At 38.8% G+C, this 17,840-nt stretch carries 14 protein-coding genes and 1 pseudogene; 12 read left to right on the top strand and 3 right to left on the bottom strand.

Annotated elements, in window-relative coordinates; translation table 11 throughout:
• Positions 1-143 precede the first annotated feature (143 nt).
• Positions 144-362 (top strand): hypothetical protein, encoded by a 219-nt coding sequence (locus QUF91_RS21150; RefSeq protein WP_289419253.1) that lies wholly within the window; start codon positions 144-146, stop codon positions 360-362.
• Between the two features lie 25 nt (positions 363-387).
• Complete coding sequence (locus tag QUF91_RS21145) at positions 388-1,740, top strand: glucose-6-phosphate isomerase (RefSeq protein ID WP_285395390.1); 1,353 nt, start codon at positions 388-390, stop codon at positions 1,738-1,740.
• 301 nt (positions 1,741-2,041) lie between these two features.
• Here the strand turns inward: QUF91_RS21145 and QUF91_RS21140 are convergent, their stop codons facing one another.
• Positions 2,042-3,370 (bottom strand): 6-phospho-beta-glucosidase, encoded by a 1,329-nt coding sequence (locus tag QUF91_RS21140; protein ID WP_289419252.1) that lies wholly within the window; start codon positions 3,368-3,370, stop codon positions 2,042-2,044.
• 280 nt (positions 3,371-3,650) lie between these two features.
• Here QUF91_RS21140 and QUF91_RS21135 point away from each other — a divergent pair, with 280 nt between their 5' ends.
• From QUF91_RS21135 to QUF91_RS21090, 10 genes and pseudogenes are all read left to right on the top strand, one after another.
• Entirely contained in the window at positions 3,651-4,379 is a 729-nt protein-coding gene (locus QUF91_RS21135; protein ID WP_289419251.1) for a MurR/RpiR family transcriptional regulator, read from the top strand.
• A 313-nt stretch (positions 4,380-4,692) separates the two neighbouring features.
• Positions 4,693-5,550: a BglG family transcription antiterminator LicT gene (licT, locus tag QUF91_RS21130; protein WP_289419250.1), complete on the top strand. Its 858-nt coding sequence runs from the start codon at positions 4,693-4,695 to the stop codon at positions 5,548-5,550.
• Positions 5,551-6,111: 561 nt separating this feature from the next.
• Positions 6,112-6,270: pseudogene (locus tag QUF91_RS21125) on the top strand (family 1 glycosylhydrolase); the annotation flags it as partial.
• A 16-nt stretch (positions 6,271-6,286) separates the two neighbouring features.
• The gene (locus QUF91_RS21120; protein WP_289419249.1) at positions 6,287-7,105 is read left to right on the top strand and encodes a histidine phosphatase family protein; all 819 of its coding nucleotides are present in this window, start codon (positions 6,287-6,289) and stop codon (positions 7,103-7,105) included.
• Positions 7,106-7,536: 431 nt separating this feature from the next.
• Complete coding sequence (locus QUF91_RS21115) at positions 7,537-9,504, top strand: beta-glucoside-specific PTS transporter subunit IIABC (protein WP_289419248.1); 1,968 nt, start codon at positions 7,537-7,539, stop codon at positions 9,502-9,504.
• 191 nt (positions 9,505-9,695) lie between these two features.
• A complete protein-coding gene (locus QUF91_RS21110; RefSeq protein WP_289419247.1) occupies positions 9,696-11,132 on the top strand; it encodes a 6-phospho-beta-glucosidase in 1,437 nt (478 codons plus the stop codon).
• Between the two features lie 939 nt (positions 11,133-12,071).
• The gene (gene argC / locus QUF91_RS21105; protein WP_285395397.1) at positions 12,072-13,106 is read left to right on the top strand and encodes an N-acetyl-gamma-glutamyl-phosphate reductase; all 1,035 of its coding nucleotides are present in this window, start codon (positions 12,072-12,074) and stop codon (positions 13,104-13,106) included.
• A gap of 73 nt (positions 13,107-13,179) precedes the next feature.
• The gene (gene argJ / locus QUF91_RS21100; RefSeq protein WP_289419246.1) at positions 13,180-14,412 is read left to right on the top strand and encodes a bifunctional glutamate N-acetyltransferase/amino-acid acetyltransferase ArgJ; all 1,233 of its coding nucleotides are present in this window, start codon (positions 13,180-13,182) and stop codon (positions 14,410-14,412) included.
• Complete coding sequence (gene argB / locus QUF91_RS21095; protein ID WP_289419245.1) at positions 14,375-15,163, top strand: acetylglutamate kinase; 789 nt, start codon at positions 14,375-14,377, stop codon at positions 15,161-15,163. Before argJ ends, argB begins: the two co-directional genes overlap by 38 nt.
• A gap of 102 nt (positions 15,164-15,265) precedes the next feature.
• Complete coding sequence (locus tag QUF91_RS21090; RefSeq protein ID WP_289419244.1) at positions 15,266-16,396, top strand: acetylornithine transaminase; 1,131 nt, start codon at positions 15,266-15,268, stop codon at positions 16,394-16,396.
• A gap of 57 nt (positions 16,397-16,453) precedes the next feature.
• Here QUF91_RS21090 and QUF91_RS21085 read toward each other — a convergent pair whose 3' ends face one another.
• Both QUF91_RS21085 and QUF91_RS21080 read right to left on the bottom strand, forming a co-directional pair.
• Positions 16,454-16,633, bottom strand: a complete 180-nt coding sequence (locus tag QUF91_RS21085) for a hypothetical protein (RefSeq protein WP_289419243.1) — start codon at positions 16,631-16,633, stop codon at positions 16,454-16,456.
• A 279-nt stretch (positions 16,634-16,912) separates the two neighbouring features.
• Complete coding sequence (locus QUF91_RS21080; RefSeq protein WP_289419242.1) at positions 16,913-17,794, bottom strand: NAD-dependent epimerase/dehydratase family protein; 882 nt, start codon at positions 17,792-17,794, stop codon at positions 16,913-16,915.
• Positions 17,795-17,840: the final 46 nt, after the last annotated feature.

The following is a 17,840-nucleotide window of genomic DNA, read 5'->3' as shown; positions in this document are numbered from 1 at the left end:
TAATCAACACGCCTGATTGGATATTAATATATTTACACGTCCAGTGCGTAAATAGAAGGCGGAAATTCATTCGATAAGTGAATGAGTTTCCGCCTTCTTTTAACTTATTTCGGAGGTGCGTGCATTGAAAGTAGGGATTTTTGGTGCAACGGGGAGAAATTGAGCAGGCCATTTTAATGTTTGCAGGGGTCGATACAACCATTTCTTTTAGCCTACGCGGTGTAACTGTTATGCTCTCAGCCTACATGGCCAACGATCAAGGTTTTACCTCTTTTTTATCAATAGTAAAAGGGAACTGTGCCATCTATCCATTTATTTTTAGTTGTTTGCTTTTTGAAGAGACATTTTGTACAGTGGTATGAAACAGGTATGAAGGAGGCTTTTAAGATGGAAAAAATTTGTTTTCAGTACGATCAAACGTTGAGATTTATGGGGCAACATGAAATGGAGTACAAGCAAGATTTTATTACATCGGCGCATCATTCATTACATAGTCGAAAAGGAGCAGGCAGCGAATATCTAGGTTGGCTTGATCTACCACAGAAGTATGATCAAGAGGAGTTTTCACGAATTCAAGCGACTGCTCGAAAAATAATGGCTGATAGCGATGTCCTACTTGTCATCGGGATAGGTGGTTCTTATGTAGGGGCAAGAGCCGCGATCGAGGCACTAAATCATTCCTTTTATAATATACAATCGTCTAAACAACGAAAAAGACCGCAAGTGTTTTTTGTTGGCAACAATATTAGCTCTACGTATATAAGCGATCTGCTTTCCTTACTCCAAGGGAAGGATGTCTCTGTCAATGTCATTTCAAAGTCAGGAACAACTACAGAGCCAGCGATTGCTTTTCGTATTTTAAAAAAATTCCTGGAAGAGAAGTATGGAAAAGAAGAAGCACGATCACGAATTTATGTAACAACCGATAAAATGAAAGGGGCTCTTAAAACACTCGCGATGACCGAAGGATATGAGTGTTTTGTTATCCCAGATGACGTAGGTGGGCGTTTTTCTGTACTGACCGCTGTTGGCCTTTTACCGATCGCAGTCAGTGGACTGTCTATTCAATCAATGATGGATGGGGCTCTTGCTGCTCAAAACGATTTTAATGATCCTTCTCTTGTCACGAACCAAGCGTATCAATACGCTGTTGTGAGGAACATTTTATACGATAAAGGGATGACGACAGAGGTGCTTGTCAATTACGAGCCTTCGTTGCATTTTGTAGCGGAATGGTGGAAACAACTTTTTGGAGAGAGTCAAGGAAAAGATGGTAAAGGATTGTTTCCAGCTTCGGCTAATTTCTCGACCGATTTACATTCCGTGGGACAGTATGTTCAAGAGGGGCGTCGCAACTTATTTGAAACGGTATTGAATGTGAAAAAAGCTCGCGAAGAATTGACAATTGAAGCGGCAGCTACAGATTTGGATGATCTCAACTATTTAGCAGGGAAAACGATTGATTTTGTCAATAATAAAGCTGTTCAAGGAACGATGCTCGCCCATACTGATGGAGGCGTTCCTAATTTGCTTATTACAATTCCTGAATTGAACGAATATCATTTTGGGTATTTGGTGTATTTTTTTGAACTGGCATGCGCTATGAGTAGCTATTTGTTAGGGGTTAACCCATTCGATCAACCTGGAGTTGAAGCGTATAAGACAAATTTGTTCGCTTTGCTTGGAAAACCAGGTTTTGAAAAGCAACAAGCTCTGTTGGAGAAACGACTGCAAAAATGACGTTTGAAATTAAATTGAATCCAATCACCGTTAAATGCCAGTAGAAGTGTTATTTCCTTTTACTGGTTTTTGGTATGAGCTTGGCGTATGTGATAACTCAGTGGTACAAGTCCACTTTACTCTTGACAGTAGGAACGAGTAGCAAAAATGGGATTAGCCTCTGCTAGGAACATGACGAGAAAACCAAAAGCTTTTTACACGAATAAAATTGAACAACTCGAAAGGGCTTAGGAATTTTTCATTCCCAAGCCCTTTTGGCAATCATCGGATTATTCCAGTGTCAACGTTTACTGGTGTATTTTTAGGATGTAACATTTTGGAAAAACTGAGGTAAAAACTCTTTATGTGCTTCTAACATCTCATCTACAATTTCTTTGGCAATGGTGTCAGAAGGAGACAGTGGGTTGATCGTTAACGCAAGAACTGCTTTATTGTAGTCCCCTGTTACTGCGGCTTCCGCTGCTACTCTTTCGAATGACTTGATTTGTTGGACTAACCCACGAACTTGTACAGGAAGATCTCCCATCACAATTGGTTTAGGACCGTCTTTTGTAATAATACAACTCACTTCTACTGCCGAGTCATTTGGAATACTGGCGATTGCCCCATTATTTCGTGTGTTAACTGGTTGAATGTCTCTTTTGTCTGTATAGATAGACGTAATTAAGCGAACGGCTGCATCCGAGTAATGCGCGCCACCACGTTGTTCTAATTGAGGTGGTTTAATCGCAAGGTTCGGATCTTTATATAGTTCAAATAATTCGGTTTCTAACTTTTGAACGACCTCGGCACGAGTTCCTTCTTTTTTAGCGTTTTCAATTTCTTTTTCTACCATATCTCTCGTTTTGTAGTAATACCTATGGTAAGGGCAAGGTAGAACATTAAGAGCTTTAATGAACTCTGGTTCCCAATCTAAGTTTTCGATATTTTTTACAAAGCTGCTATTATTAGGGTCCATTAACAGATCAATGACTTGATCTTTAACGCTTACCCCGTCCACATAAACGTCCAATCCATAAACCATATGATTAAGACCTGCAAAGTCAATACGGATGCGAGAATGGTCTACATCTAGTAACTTAGCAATCCCCATTTCCATTGCGATTGGTACATTACATAAGCCGACAACTTTTTTAATGTTAGAGTAACGCAATACGGCTTCTGTTACCATGCCAGCAGGATTTGTAAAATTGATTAACCATGCATCTGGACAGAGCTCTTCCATGTCCTTACAAATATCTAAAATAACTGGAATTGTACGCAATCCTTTAAATAAACCGCCTGGTCCATTTGTTTCCTGACCAAGGACTCCGTATTTTAATGGAATTCTTTCATCTTTTGCACGAGCATCTAGCAGTCCTACACGAAATTGAGTCGTCACAAAATCCGCATTTTTTAAAGCAGCTCTTCGGTCAAACGTTAAGTGCACTTCGATAGGAAGTCCTGCTTTTTCGATCATGCGCTTAGCAAGCCCTCCAACGATCTCTAACTTTTCTTTTCCAGCTTCTACATCGACTAACCATAGTTCCTTTAGAGGTAATTCATCATAGCGTTTAATGAAACCCTCCACTAATTCAGGAGTATAACTTGATCCTCCGCCAATTGTTGCAATTTTAATCCCTTTTGTCATCGTCTAAGCACCTCCGTATAATTTAGCAAACCTAGCAATCGTGTATTTTCTTAACGCTTAAGGGAATTACAAAGTGACGTATTCTCACTTTCTGATTTGATTGTAAACTCGACTCAGTAAGATGGTGAAGAGGGAAAGAGCATTTAGTTTTTTATAACAAAAGAACATATTTGTTACAACGATGTAACGTTGTGTTTTATTGAAAAGATATGGTACGATGCGTTCAAAGTATTGTACTGGTTGTCTCCTCATTTTATAAGGAAAGGAGAATCATTTAGACATGTTTACAATTGAGGTGATTGCATCATTCAATGAGTTAGAGACATCTATCTACAACTATATTTGTCAAAACGGCGAAAAAGTGATCTATATGCGGATACGTGAACTTGCAGATGAAACTCATGTATCAACCGCTACGATTTTACGTTTTTGTCGAAAAGTAAATTGTGAAGGCTTCTCAGAATTTAAAGTGAAACTTAAATGGCATTTAGAAGAAAATAAAGCGATTCAGTTAAAAGGCTCCGGGCATTCTGTAATGGAATTTTTCGAGAGGACGTTAACAGGAAATCTAGAAGAAAATATTAGGGAAGCTGCTCGTGTTGTGTCAGAATCAGATCATGTCATTTTTATTGGAATCGGAGGTTCTGGTATTCTAGCTGAATACGGAGCACGATATTTCTCAAGCTTAGGTAAATTTTCTGTGTATATAAAAGATCCGTTCTTTCGTATTCAAGCCAACTCAAATAGCGTAACAATCGCTTTATCCGTCAGAGGAGAAAATGATTTTACGGTCACTCATATTAATCAGTTGAAACAAGAAGGAAGTAAGATTATTAGTATTACCAATAGTAAACATTCGACCATTGCGAAAATCTCTGATATAAATATTCCTTATTATGTAACAGAGGAACGGTTTGAAAACGCCGATGTTACGACACAGGTACCCGTTATTTATATTTTAGAATCAGTGGCTCGTGAAATCTATAGACTTACTCAAGAAGAAAACTAATTACGATTCTCGCCTTGTCAACGTAGAAGGTAATAAAAAATATTTTTTTGATCTTCTTTTGTCAGCGTCTTCTCATGTTTGTTTTATACATTTTGTAAAACTCAAAATGTATATTGTTCTTACCAAAAACGATTATAATTTGTTAAGATAACAAAAAGAAAACGCTTACAGGTGAATGCATATGTTGTTCCTGTTTGGCAGGCAAGATCTACGTTTGTAATCGAATCGCTAAAAGGCTATTCTTAAATCCACATTTAGATTTTTTTGTAATCGTTATTTTTATTTGCAAACAACTCGTAAAGGGGGAGTCTAAATGAATATCAAAAAGATTTTAAACAATAATGTCGTTGTGACGACTACTAAATTAAATCAGGAAATTGTAGTTATGGGGAAGGGATTGGCTTTTCAGAAGAAAATTGGAGAGACGATTGATGCTTCCAAAATTGAAAAGACCTTTGTATTGGAGAACCATGAGATCTCTGAGAAGCTTTCTATTTTATTGAAAGATACTTCTGAACTATACGTGAATATTTCTTCAAAAATTTTTGACTATGCCCAATCCGAACTTTCAAGCAAATTGGATGAATATTTATATGTTGCATTAACCGATCACTTAAGCTTCGCAATCAGCAGACACAAACAAGGGATTTATTTAAAGAACGTGTTGTTATGGGAAATTCGAAAATATTATAAGCAGGAATTTCAAATTGCCTTAAAATCCTTAGATATTATTGAAAGTGATACAGGAATCCGACTTGGGGAAGATGAGGCCGCTTCGATTGCCTTGCATTTAGTGAACAGTCAACTATTCAGTGAAGATATGGCAGCAGCTGTGCGAGTTACTGAAATCGTTAATAATATTTTGAATATTGTTAAATATCATTTCCGGATGGAATTAGATGAAAGCTCAATTAACCATGATCGTTTCTTAACACATCTTCGTTTCACTGCAATCCGGTTTATTCGGAAAGAGAAAGAGAAAGAGAAAGAGGTCAAAAGAAATGACCCATTCCTTTATAAACAAGTAAAGAAGAAATATTCAACGGCCTTTCACTGCAGTCAAAAGATTATGGTCTATTTGGAGAATACGTATGGTTGGGTTATATCGAACGAAGAAATAACTTATTTAACATTGCACATTCATCGTATCATCAACCGATACACGAATTAGCTGGTTCATCTGAATAAAAACGTAAGATTTTTAAAAAATACTGAAAAATTTGACTTTTATATCAATTTGGGATATTGTGATTACAAGATAATTATCAATCTATTAAAAAACAACTAATAAGGGAAGAAGATACTATGAAAAAAGTAACTATTACTAAAGTAGAGAAAATACTTCCTCTAATCAATCAACATATTTAAGGCATGAGAACCCTGTTAAGCAACTTGGGTTAATTTAATAAAACGAATGAAATATAAGGGTACTTGCGATAAAGTAGTCAATATAAGAATTCTTTTCTTTGGTGTTTGTTTCAACGTGATAACCTTAACAGAAATAGATTTCTTTGTATTTTAAGCAAAAAAGTTAATTCAACAGAAAAGCTGATAGGTTAGTTTTTCTATGGAATTTTGTATATGTTGGTGAATAATCTAAGGAAAATTAAATACCTTTTGAAGGAATGTTACCATCTTTGGGCATAACCTGATTTGCTTTGAACGGCACAATGTGTGAATTGTGTCTTGTTCCAAGTCGAATCAGGTTTTTTTGTTGAAAAAATCTCCATCACTTCAAGCGGGAACTGGAGAAATGAAAAAACAGTATAGCTTTATCTATGTCGATCGCGACAATGAAGGCAATGGGACATTGAAACGCTCGAAGAAAAAATCATTTGACTGGTATAAAAAAGTAATCGCTACAAATGGGGAAGATTTAACGAACACATAAAAAAAGGGGGGAAAAGATGAAAAGATTAGCAAAAATATTAGGGGTTTTAATGGTAGGTTTATTAGTAGTTGCAGGGTGTAGTACTGGCAACAGGAAAAAAGACGATGCTGCAACAGCTAAAAAGACACCAGAAGAATTGACGTTGTATATCGTACGTCATGGTAAAACGATGCTGAACACAACTGATCGAGTTCAAGGCTGGTCAGATGCAGTATTGACGAAAGCAGGAGAAGAAGTTGTAACCGCTGCGGGGGTTGGATTAAAGGATGTTGAATTTCAAAATGTTTACAGCAGTGACAGTGGTAGAGCTATCCAGACAGCCAATCTGATCCTGAAGGAAAATGAAAAATCATCTGATTTAAAAGTTATTACAGATGAGCGATTAAGAGAATTCAACTTTGGTACGTATGAAGGTGATTTGAATCATACGATGTGGCAGGATATTGCCGATGATCAAGGTGTTACATTAGAAGAGTTCATGAAAAATATGACACCTGAATCATTTGCTAATAGTGTAGCAAAATTAGATGCTAAAAATGTTGAAGAAGCAAAAATCAACTGGCCAGCAGAGGACTATAAGACGATTACAACCAGACTTAAAGCAGTTATTGAAGACATCGTTGAAAAAGAGATGAAGAATGAAGGGACAGGAAATGTATTGATCACTTCTCATGGATTAAGTATCTCTGCATTGTTAGCTACATTGTTTGATGATTATAAGATTCCTGAAGGCGGTTTGAAAAACGCTAGTGTTTGTACAGTGAAATACAAAGATGGAAAGTATACGCTAGATAAAGTCAACGACTTAAGCTATATTGAAGCAGGGCAAAATTAAATATCTTTTGAAGGAATGTTACCATCTTTGGGCATAACCTGATTTGATTTGAACGGCACGATGTATGAATTGTGCTTTGTATTCAAGTCGAATCAGGTTTTTTATTTGAAAAAATCACCATCACTCGTTGTGGATGTTTTCTCACTAGCAAAATGGTTGCTGATTTAGGAGTGCTCATTGTGTGTCGACGACTCACCTTAAAGGAGGTGGTAAGCTTTTAGCCATTATCGAGAAAGCGTTATCAATAAATTAGGATGCTGTTTTGAACCCGGCTTGCCGGACTCGCTCTTTTTCAAAAAGCGAACGACTTTTCGATTTAATATTCCTAATGTAGGGGAGTTTTATCTGGTTTAACATACCTAGCTTAAGTAGGTTTTTATGGATGTCTGTGTTCATTTGTAAAAAAGGATAGAAAGTGGAGGTGGAATCAATTGAAGTATGAACAATTGGCAAAAGATATTATTGAAAATGTTGGCGGTAAGGAAAACGTGATCAGCGTTGTTCATTGTGTTACTCGTTTGCGTTTTAAGTTAAAGGATGAAGGAAAGGCACAGACCGATGTCCTAAAGAATATGGATGGCATCGTTACGGTCATGAAAAGTGGTGGTCAGTATCAAGTGGTCATCGGAAATCATGTACCAGATGTCTATAAAGCAGTTGTCGAGGTTGGTGGTTTTCATACAGAAGCGTCTGTAGAAGATGTTGAAAAAAAGAAAGAAGGATTATTGACCCAATTTATCGACGTCGTTTCGAGTATCTTTACGCCGATTCTTGGTGTTTTAGCGGCAACTGGGATGATTAAAGGGTTTAATGCTCTGTTTGTAACATTGGGGTGGTTAAGCAATACGTCAGGGACTTATCAAATCATACACGCGATTGGTGATTCGTTATTTTATTTTTTCCCAATCTTCCTCGGTTACACAGCTAGTAAGAAATTCGGGGGAAATATTTTTATCGGGATGGCCATCGGAGCCGCGTTGGTTTATCCAAAGCTGTCTCCAGCATTGTCCGATCTAACAGCTGGTGAACCTCTGTATACATTGTTTGCGGGCACGATCATTGAATCACCTATTTATATCACATTTTTAGGCATTCCAGTTGTTTTAATGTCTTATGCATCGTCTGTTATTCCGATCATTCTTGCCGCTTATTTTGGGGCCAAGGTAGCGAATGGGTTTAAAAAAATAATTCCTGATGTTGTGAAATTGTTCTTGGTACCTTTCTTTACATTACTTGTTGTTGTACCGATTACCTTCCTCGTTATTGGACCTATTGCAACATGGGCTGGTCAACTTTTAGGACAAGGAACAATTTGGATTTATGAACTAAGCCCATTAGTGGCCGGAGCTTTTCTAGGTGGTTTGTGGCAAGTGTTTGTTATTTTCGGTCTGCACTGGGGTTTAGTTCCAGTTGCGATAAACAATATTTCGGTTTTAGGCTCAGATCCAATTTTAGCATTGACATTTGCGGCTTCATTCGCACAAATCGGAGCTGTTCTGGCAGTGTGGATTAAAACGAAACAGCAAAAGTTGAAAACTCTTAGTATTCCAGCGTTTATTTCAGGTATTTTCGGCGTCACCGAGCCTGCGATTTATGGCGTGACCCTTCCATTGAAAAAACCGTTTATTATGAGTTGTGTTGCTGCGGCTGTCGGAGGAGCAATCTTAGGAGTGTCGGGGACTCGTAGTTTTATGATGGGGGGGCTAGGAGTCTTTGGTATTCCAACCTTTATCGATCCGGAAAACGGGTTCACTGCTGGATTTTCGGGCGCCATTATCGCGATTCTTGTCGGTTTTGTACTAGCTTTTATCCTGACATTTTTATTTGGAATGGGAAGAGGAACAAAAACGGCGCAAGCTGCTGGAAATACGCTAGCTGCAACACAAAATACGGACCGCGAAGAACCTGAAATGCCTGTTGAAGATGTGATTGCGAGTCCATTAACAGGTGAATTGATGAGTATATCGGATCTGAAAGATGCAGCATTTGCATCAGGTGCACTCGGAAAAGGAGTTGCCGTTGAGCCTGTAGAAGGGAAATTATTTTCACCCATTTCCGGAACGGTTTCTGCGCTTTTTCCAACAAACCATGCGATTGGGATTACAACCGATCGAGGGGTAGAAATTTTAATTCATCTAGGGATGAATACTGTTCAACTTGATGGGAAATATTTCACTGCTCATACAGCAATAGGTGCTCGGGTAGAGAAAGGGCAGCTTCTGATTGAATTTGAGATTGCGTCAATTAAGGCAGCGGGATACGTTGTAACAACACCAATCGTTGTGACCAATTCGGATAACTACAATCTAGTGATAACGGAAGTTAAGCATGTTGAAGTCGGTGATCGTTTAATCGAGTTGGAGGGAGTAACTTCAGGCAGTAGTTTGCCACTTCTTTAAGTGATAAGTTTGTGTTCAGTCGGAGGGGAAGCCTCCACCGACAGATGTCGCAATTTTGAAGGGATTGGGGTAGTGCACATCCTTTTAAAATCTAGTCGTAAGTGATCTCTGTTTTATCAATAAGAAGGGAAGCGTTGTTGAACTCATAAAGCACGTTTTCCCTTCTACTACTATTGTAAAGGAGTTTTAGTATGTCTAATTTAGTATTTCCTAAAGACTTTTTATGGGGCGGTGCGATCGCTGCCAATCAGGTTGAAGGTGCTTCTTTTAAAGATGGAAAGGGATTAACTATTGTTGATTTGCTACCGACCGGCCAAAAACGCTGGGAAGTGATGACTGGACAAATCAATTCCTTTCAACCAATCGAAGGAGAATACTACCCTTCCCATGAGGCGATCGATTTTTATCATCATTTTAAAGAGGATATTGCTTTGTTTGCAGAAATGGGATTCAAAGCGCTACGTGTTTCCGTGGCTTGGGGACGAATTTTCCCAAATGGTGATGAGGAGCAAGCAAATGAGGCTGGCTTGCAGTTTTATGATAATTTATTCGACGAACTTATAAAACATGGAATTGAACCCGTCGTGACGATTGCTCATTTTGATGTACCTGTTCACTTGATCGAAACGTATGGCAGTTGGCGAAATCGAAAAATGGTCCATTTTTTTGAAACGTACGCAACAACTCTTTTTACTAGATACAAGGATAAAGTAAAGTACTGGATGACATTTAATGAAATCAATATGCTTCTGCATGCACCATTTTTAGGCGCTGGTCTTGTTTTTAAAGAGGGAGAGAATAAACAACAAATTCAATATCAAGCAGCACATCATCAGCTTGTCGCATCTGCACTTGCTGTTAAAGCTTGTCATGAAATTATACCGAATGCAAAAATCGGCTGTATGTTAGCAGCGGGATCTTTCTATCCAAATACATGTCATCCGAATGATGTTTTGAGTGCGATAGAAAAAGACCGTGAGTCCTATTTCTTCATTGATGTGCAATCACGAGGCCAATACCCAAGCTATGCAAAGCGCATTTTTAAAGATCACGATTTGACGATTGAAATGGAAAAAGAGGATGAAGAACTTCTGAAAAATCATACCGTTGATTACATCGGGTTCAGCTATTACGCAACCAGGGTAACAAGCACGGATCCTGAAGTATTGAAAAATACGACAAGTGGGAATATATTTGATTCTGTTGAAAATCCGTATTTAGAAAAGTCGGAATGGGGTTGGACGATTGATCCTAAAGGTTTCCGGATTACAGCGAATCAGTTATACGATCGCTATCAAAAGCCTTTATTTGTGGTTGAAAATGGTCTTGGTGCTGTCGATAAAGTAACTCCTGAAGGCGAAATTAATGACGATTATCGAATTGACTACTTAAGAAAACACATTGCGGAAATGGCTGAAGCAATCAAGGATGGCGTGGAGATAATCGGGTATACAAGTTGGGGACCGATCGATCTGGTCAGTGCTTCTACGGGTGAAATGAAAAAAAGGTATGGCTATATTTATGTTGACAAAGATAATGAAGGCGAGGGATCGCTAAAGAGAATGAAAAAGAAGAGCTTTCACTGGTACAAGAAAGTGATTGCATCCAACGGAGAAAATCTCGATTAACGAAATCCGATTGAAATTGGAGCTTGAATCAACTTTTCGCCAGTTTCGCTTACAAGAAGGTAAAATGTACCCTTAGTAAAGGATATTTAAAAAAAGGTTAGGCAACTTTTTGAAGCTGCTGTCTGTTTTTTGCAGGCGGCAGCTTTTTTATGTGCTGGGCATGTCTGTCAACTAGGTGTGGGCGTTGGGCCAAGTGCAAGGGGGAAATCCGCCGCCTCACGAATCGCAATCGGAGCATGCGAATCGATAAAAGAACAGGCGTGTTGATTAGGAAAAAATAGGTTTATTATTGAGCGATGAAAGGGTTTTTCTTGTTGCTATTTAGTGTCGAGCCCCAAATCAGAATCGCTAAAGCTACTTCCGTCGTTTTATAGGAATACTTTGAAGATTTAACGAAACAAAATCGCTCTTTATCGAAACTTTTTGAGCTTTTATCGAAACAAAATCTCATTTTATCGAAACTATTTGGGCTTTTATCGAAAAACAAGCTCTTTCTATCAAAGAAATCAACCACATGTAATGATGAAGAGCTTATAGCGAGGGCTACTCGACGCTCACTCGCAGGAAGCCTTGCTCTATGCGAAAGCGAAGCGTCAGCGACAAATTGTTTTATCTGTGCGAAAGCGAAGCGACAGCAACAAAGCGAGTAGCCCGTAGCGGAAATCAGATCCTTCTAATTTAATTAGGGTGGATAAAATGGTTAATCAACACATCTGAAAAAAGCATTAAATACCTCAACTAACTGATGGGGTAATTACTATAAAGTCGGAGATATTGGTGAATTATTCTCCTTGTTTTATAGCGTTTAGTTATCCAAACTTTTTTCAAAATCATTCATTAAATGAAGTTTGTGAAAATTAAATAAATAAATAAAAATTCAGTTGACTTAATAATTATGCAGACGTATACTAATTTTAACTTATTTCAGAGGTGAGTGTATTGAAAGTAGGAATTGTAGGTGCAACCGGATATGGTGGATTAGAACTTATTCGATTTTTACATAATCATAAAGCAGTGGAGCGGATCGATTTATTCACATCTTCAGAAGAAGGTGTCATTTTTTCTTCTAAGTTTGGTCATCTCGTTCATATTGCCGATACACCATTACAAAAAATTGATTATGAGGCTTTGGAGAAATTTGATGTTGTTTTTACAAGTACGCCTTCTGGGGTGACAAGTGAGCTATTACCTCCATTGGTAGGGAAAGGTCCTAAGTTAATAGACTTGTCCGGGGACTTCCGTTTAAAAGATCCAGCAAGCTATGAAAATTGGTATGGTAAAAAAGCGGCACCATTGGACATCATCCAACAAAGTGTTTATGGCTTAACTGAATGGAATGCAGAGCATGTTCAACATGCATCTCTTATCGCAAATCCTGGGTGCTATCCAACAGCGGTTTTGCTTTCGTTGTTGCCGTTGCTAAAAGAGCGATTGATTGATCCGAGCTTTTTAGTGATTGATGCAAAAAGCGGGATTTCAGGAGCTGGCAATAAGCCTTCACAAACGACGCATTTTAGTGAGGCGAATGAAAGCTTCTCCATCTATAAAACGAATACACATCAGCATATACCAGAAATTGAACAGTCCATTGCTATGTTTGCAGGTGTCGATACAACCATTTCTTTTAATACTCATTTAGTGCCAATGACAAGAGGGATTTTATCGACCTCATATGCGCCTGTTATGCCTGGTGTCACAGAGAAGCAGTTAGTAGCTTGTTTACAGAATACTTATGAAAAGCATCCGTTCGTGCGTATTGTTACAGATGTCAATAGCCTAGGAACAAACCGTGTCAAAGGTTCGAACTATTGCGATATTTTCGTGAAAGTTGATAGCCGTACAAATCGTGCCACAATTGTAGGCGTCATCGATAATTTGGTCAAAGGCGCTGCAGGGCAAGCCATTCAAAATATGAACGTTCAATTTGATTTACCGCAAACGACAGGACTGGATGTCGTACCGTTCTTTATTTAATGTTCTTTATTCAAACATCGATTGAAAATGATGAATCTAGGTTAGGAACTTCACGTTAAGGAGGAATCGATTTATGACATTACTAGCATCAACAAATATTATGAAAAAATTATCAAGTAAAAATATTGTTTCACCAAAGGGCTTTAAAGCTGCGGGTTTACATTGTGGATTAAAACATAAGAAAAAAGATTTAGCTGTGTTATTCAGTGAAGTACCAGCAAGTGTTGCAGGTGTATTTACAACGAACGCTGTGCAGGCAGCACCTTTAAAAGTAACGAAAGAGGTTGTGTACACAACGAAGAAAATGCAGGCGATGATTGTTAATTCCGGAAATGCTAATGCTTGTACAGGAAAGCAAGGTGTGAAGGATGCGCTAACAATGCAGTCCCTTATGGCAGAAAAGCTCGGCATCGATGCGAATCTGGTAGGGGTTTGCTCAACAGGTGTCATCGGTGAAATTATGAATATGGAGCCAGTGGCAAATGGGATAAATCAGTTAGAGCCAATGGATAATTTAGAAAATGCTATTGATTTTGCACAAGCGATTATGACAACAGATACGGTTATGAAAAACACAAGTTATAGCACGATTGTTAATGGTAAAGAGGTTATTATCGCAGGGGTTGCAAAAGGTTCGGGTATGATTGAACCAAATATGGCAACGATGCTAGGTTTTATAACGACAGATGCAAATATTGAATCAGATGTCTTACAGTTAGCATTATCTGATATTACAAATATGACTTTTAATGCAATTACGGTTGATGGCGATACATCTACAAATGACACAGTAGTTATAATGGCAAACGGCTTAGCAGGTAATGAAGCTTTAACTCCTGCCCATCCAGATTGGCAAAACTTCTACTATACATTGAAAACAGTAGCACAAGATTTAGCAAAAATGATTGCCAAAGATGGTGAGGGGGCAACAAAGCTAATTGAGGTTGAAGTTGTAGGGGCAATTTCGGATGAAGAGGCACGTAAAATTGCTAAAACCGTAGTAGGTTCTCCACTTGTGAAAACGGCAGTATTTGGCTGTGATGCGAACTGGGGCCGTATTATTGCTGCAGTAGGCTACAGTGGTGCAACAGTTGATCCGGATAAAATTACGATCCAAATTGGTGGCGCAACAATGGTCGAAAAAGGTGAGCCGGTTCCATTCTCAGAAGATGAATTAATTCAAATTTTAAAAATGAATGAAGTGAAAATCTATGTGTCACTTGGTATGGGTGAGGGCAAGGGGCATGCTTGGGGATGTGATCTAACTTATGACTACGTTCAAATCAATGCATCATACCGCTCGTAAACGTATGGTCATTAAGCTTGGTGGTAGTACACTAGAAGGCTTAAACGAGTCGTTTTTTATGAATTTCAAAAAACTCCAAGGGAGCGGTGTAGAGCTTATTATTACCCATGGTGGTGGCCCAGCCATTAACCGTGAACTTGCGGCGCGCGGGGTAGAATCACATGCATTAAATGGTATTCGTGTAACGAGCGAAGCTGCAGTTGCTATAGTTCAGTCAACGTTAATAGGAAAGGTCAATCCAGCCCTTGTTCATGAATTAACAACAGCTGGTATCGCAGCTATTGGTTTAAACGGCTTTGATGGTCAGTTAATCGTAGCAGATTATCTAGACAAAGATGTATACGGTTTTGTTGGTGAAGTAAAAGCTGTCAACACATCTTTGTTAGAAGCATTAATTAGTGCGGGTATTGTACCAGTTATTGCTTGTGTTGGTGCAGATGAATATGGTCAGGCGTTAAACATTAATGGAGATACGGTAGCGAGTGAAATAGCACTAGCTTTAGATGCAGATAGTCTACTGCTTGTAACGGATGTAAGTGGTATTCGAATTAATGATGAGTATCAATCAGAAGCGACGTCTTCCTTAATTGATCAATGGATTGAGGAAGGCCATATTTATGGTGGAATGATACCTAAAGTTCAAGGAGCTCTTGAATGCTTAAGTGCAGGTATTCCATCGGTGCAAATTGTAGGAGATTCCTTAGAAGGTACGACGATTTTAGCCTCAACCAGTATAAGTCATTCTTCATAATAGTGAAGATGGAGCGTTCTAATAATTTACTGGTAGCAGTATTATTTAGAGAAGATGTTTGAAGATTTTTGCCTATGCAAACTATTAGTAGGGGTTGATAAAATGAGTGCTTTATTTGGAAACTATGGCAAACGCCGTGCCCAAATTGTCAAAGGGCAAGGAACTGTAGTAGAAGATTCTGCTGGGAAAAAATATTTAGATTTTACAAGTGGAATCGCTGTAGTGAGTCTTGGTCATGCACATCCTGCGATTGTGAAGGCTATTCATGATCAAAGTGAAAAACTTTGGCATATTTCCAATCTATTTGATATACCTGGTCAGGAGAAAGTTGCGCAAAAATTAATAGCAAATACACATTTTTCTAAGGCATTTTTCTGTAATAGCGGTGCGGAAGCGAACGAAGCGGCTATCAAGCTAGCGCGTAAGCATACGGGGAAAAATCATATGATTACATTTGAAAAATCTTTCCATGGGCGAACTTTTGGAGCGATGTCCGCAACAGGTCAGGACAAGATACATAATGGCTTCGGTCCACTTGTTGAAAAATTTACGATTCTCCCATTTAATGATGTGGTAGCTCTTGAAGAGACCATTGATGATTCTGTCGCAGCTATTATGTTGGAAATGATTCAAGGTGAGGGCGGTGTTAACAGTGTATCACCAGAATTCGCAGCGGCAATAGCTAAAGCCTGTGAAGACAAAGGAATTTTACTGATTATTGATGAGGTTCAAACCGGTATTGGACGAACAGGAACAAGATATGCTTATGAGCAAACTGTATTAAAACCAAATATTGTGACATTGGCGAAGGGGCTAGGTGGTGGTTTCCCTGTCGGTGCAATGCTTGGAACAGCTGAGCTATATGAAACATTTGGTCCTGGTACACATGGGACAACATTTGGTGGGAATCCGTTAGCGATGAGTGTCGCAGAAACCGTACTTGATCATATCTTTGAACCTGCCTTTTTACAAAATGTACATGAGCTATCTACGTATTTTGTTAAGCAGTTGAAAGAGAGTCTACCGTCTACGTATTCGGTGCAGGGTCAGGGTTTACTTCTTGGCATTGGTTGTGGCGATATTGAGGTAGCTCCGTATATAGCTACTGCAGAGGAAAAGGGTTTATTATTAGTAGGTGCAGGCCCGAATGTTATACGTCTATTACCTCCGTTGACCGTGTCAAAAGAAGAAATCGATGAAGCAATTGCGATTTTAAAAACGATATTGCTATAGTATCCGGACAATTAAATACGATAAAAAATGAATCTGCTAGACTTCTTTTAAAGAAATCTAGCAGATTGTTTTAATGCTTAATTTATCATCATGACGTGGGGTTGATTTCCGTTCCGGCTGGGCGCTTTGTAGCTGACGCTTCGCTTTCGCGCAGAGCAGAGCTTCCTTGGGGCGTCCGATGAGCCGCTTCACTCGCGATGCTCGCTCCAGGGTCTCATCTGTGACGCTAATCCCCAAGGAGTCGCCCAGCCAGAACGAAGATCAACTTATATACTTAGAATACGTTTTAAAAAAATGTCATCTGCAACTTTTGGGTAGTTTAGTAAAATCTTATCCCGCATAAAGGGGCAGTAATTTATCTGTACCGAAAGCAAAGCGTCAGGTACAAGGCTCTCACCTCGAATTTAGGCTAAAGCAAAGAATGATGTAGGGAGAGTAACTGCCCGTAAAAGCCCGATTGGTGAAGACTAATAATCAGAGGGGGGGAAGAAACCCCCCTCTGATTAGAGTTTCACTTTATTGCAGCTCTTTTACTAATGTTTTTACTAGAGCAGGGAGCCAATCATGAAGCTGGCTAAATGTAAAGCCTGCTGCTTCGGCCTTTGTAGTTGACATATACCAATCTGCTGGGATCCCGTATGGTGACAGCGACTTTTCGTCGCCGCCTACAAGTGAAATTTTTGCATACTTTCCGCTTGCTTCTTCAATAAGCCCCATCAAATCTTTTAACGAAATTGCATCTGTTGCTGTTGCATTATAAGGTCCTTCAATTGGTGTAATGCCAGCAAAATATAAAAATGCAGCTGCTTCGTCATCCGTAATAAAGCTCATTTTCGCTTCAATATTTGGGAATGAAATAGGCTGTTCCTGTAAAATTCGTTCAACGTGAAAATGTAAACGGCGTGTATAGTCGTTCACACCCATAACAATTGGGAAACGTACTGCGACAACAGGGAACGTAGCCTCTTTGAAAATTACTGCCTCCGCTTGTCGTTTTCCTTCACCATATGAAAAATCTTCACGGTTGCCCATTTGAACTTTATAATCATAGGGGTTAAAATCTTCTTCTGTTTTGACAGTGCCGTCTATTTCGCAGGTTGATAGAGTAGAGGTGAAAACCAGCTTTTTCGTTTTACCTTCTAAAATTTCACAGATTTGATGAGCCTCGTTTGGAGAATAGCAAATATTATCATAGACAATATCCCACGTTGTACTTGATAGTGCCTGTGACAACGCAACTGCATCATCTCGATTAACAACTAGTTGCTTCACCTTTGTGCCAAAAGGATTTCCACTTTGACCACGTGTTAAAATAGTTACACTATGTCCATTTTGAAGACAGAGTTCAACAAGCTTTTTACCAAAAAATCGAGTGCCTCCTAAAATTAAAATGTTCATATTTTTCCCACCCCTTCAAATTAGTAGTCTCCTCTTCATAATGACA

The organism is Lysinibacillus sp. G4S2 (assembly GCF_030348505.1).
Lineage (GTDB): Bacteria > Bacillota > Bacilli > Bacillales_A > Planococcaceae > Lysinibacillus.
This window is presented reverse-complemented; position numbering and strand designations above follow the sequence as displayed.

Excerpts from the sequence above, each read along its gene's own strand:
- QUF91_RS21145 (WP_285395390.1), top strand. The coding sequence starts at position 388 with ATGGAAAAAATTTGTTTTCAGTACGATCAAACGTTGAGATTTATGGGG.
- QUF91_RS21140 (WP_289419252.1), bottom strand. The coding sequence starts at position 3,370 with ATGACAAAAGGGATTAAAATTGCAACAATTGGCGGAGGATCAAGTTAT.
- QUF91_RS21135 (WP_289419251.1), top strand. The coding sequence starts at position 3,651 with ATGTTTACAATTGAGGTGATTGCATCATTCAATGAGTTAGAGACATCT.
- licT (WP_289419250.1), top strand. The coding sequence starts at position 4,693 with ATGAATATCAAAAAGATTTTAAACAATAATGTCGTTGTGACGACTACT.
- QUF91_RS21120 (WP_289419249.1), top strand. The coding sequence starts at position 6,287 with ATGAAAAGATTAGCAAAAATATTAGGGGTTTTAATGGTAGGTTTATTA.
- QUF91_RS21110 (WP_289419247.1), top strand. The coding sequence starts at position 9,696 with ATGTCTAATTTAGTATTTCCTAAAGACTTTTTATGGGGCGGTGCGATC.
- argJ (WP_289419246.1), top strand. The coding sequence starts at position 13,180 with ATGACATTACTAGCATCAACAAATATTATGAAAAAATTATCAAGTAAA.
- argB (WP_289419245.1), top strand. The coding sequence starts at position 14,375 with ATGACTACGTTCAAATCAATGCATCATACCGCTCGTAAACGTATGGTC.
- QUF91_RS21090 (WP_289419244.1), top strand. The coding sequence starts at position 15,266 with ATGAGTGCTTTATTTGGAAACTATGGCAAACGCCGTGCCCAAATTGTC.
- QUF91_RS21080 (WP_289419242.1), bottom strand. The coding sequence starts at position 17,794 with ATGAACATTTTAATTTTAGGAGGCACTCGATTTTTTGGTAAAAAGCTT.